Source organism: Enterobacter cloacae complex sp. GF14B (assembly GCF_004136805.1).
Taxonomy (GTDB): Bacteria; Pseudomonadota; Gammaproteobacteria; order Enterobacterales; family Enterobacteriaceae; genus Enterobacter; species Enterobacter hormaechei_C.
The window spans coordinates 1-1166 of the sequence record NZ_QFRV01000298.1; the positions used below are offsets into that span (position 1 = coordinate 1).

Consider the following 1166-nt stretch of genomic DNA (forward strand, 5'->3'; position numbering starts at 1 on the left):
AGATCGTCGGCCTGGCCGGGTTGGTAGGCTCCGGGCGCACCGAGTTTGCCGAAACGCTCTATGGCCTGCGGCCTGTGCGCGGGGGGCGCGTCTGGCTGGAGAACCAGGAGATCACCACCGATCCGGTCAGTTCACGCCTGCAAAAAGGGCTGGTCTATCTGCCGGAAGACAGGCAGGTGTCCGGCCTGTTCCTCGACGCGCCGATCCGCTGGAACACCGTGGCGCTGAACGAGCCGTCGCTCTGGCAGCAGCGGAAAAGAGAGTCCGCGGTGGTGGAGCGCTATCACCGGGCGCTGGGGATCAAGCTCAACCATGCGGATCAAACCGTGCGCACGCTCTCCGGCGGCAACCAGCAGAAGGTGCTGCTGGCACGCTGTCTGGAAGCCAACCCGCTGCTGCTGATCGTCGATGAACCGACGCGCGGCGTGGACGTCTCGGCACGCGCCGATATCTACCAGCTTATCAAAAGCGTGGCGGCGCAGAACGTGGCGGTGCTGATGATCTCAAGCGATCTCGATGAGTTTCCCGGCCTCGCGGATCGGGTGCTGGTAATGCATCAGGGCGTGCTCAGCGGCGAGCTGCCGCGCCACGCCGTCAGCCTCGACCGGATGATGGCGCTGGCGTTTGGAGGGCAATCATGAAGATCTTACTGAAAAACCGCGAGCTGAGCGCGTTTCTCGCCATTCTGGCGCTGTTCGCCGTGCTGGTGGCGCTGAACCCGTCGTACCTGAGTTTACAGACGCTGGGGATGATCTTCGCCAGCTCGCAGATCCTGATCCTGCTGGCTATCGGCGCGGCGCTGGTGATGCTGACCCGCAATATTGACGTCTCCGTCGGCTCCACGGTCGGGTTGTCCGCCATTGCCGTCGGCGTGGCGCTTAACAGCGGCTACAGCCTGCCCGTTTCCATTCTCTTCGCGCTGTCGATCGGCGCGCTGGCCGGGGCGTTCAACGGTTTTCTGGTGGTGGGCCTGCGCATTCCGGCGATTGTCGCCACCCTCGGCACGCTGGGGCTTTATCGCGGGGCGATGCTGCTCTGGACCGGCGGGAAGTGGATAGAAGGGCTGCCGCCGGGGCTGAAATCCCTCTCTGAGCCTGCCGCCGTCGGCATTTCGCCGCTCGGCATGCTGGTGTTGATTATCGCGGCCACCGGCGCGTGGACGCTGT

1 protein-coding gene and 1 pseudogene are annotated in these 1166 nt (G+C 64.6%); both read left to right on the forward strand.

The window, feature by feature from the left end:
• A partial coding sequence (locus tag DD606_RS25330) for an ATP-binding cassette domain-containing protein (RefSeq protein ID WP_129259488.1) occupies nucleotides 1-641 on the forward strand: 641 nt, incomplete at its 5' end.
• Nucleotides 638-1166 (forward strand): annotated as a pseudogene (locus tag DD606_RS25335) (autoinducer 2 ABC transporter permease LsrC); the annotation flags it as partial. The gene DD606_RS25330 and the pseudogene DD606_RS25335, both read left to right, overlap by 4 nt.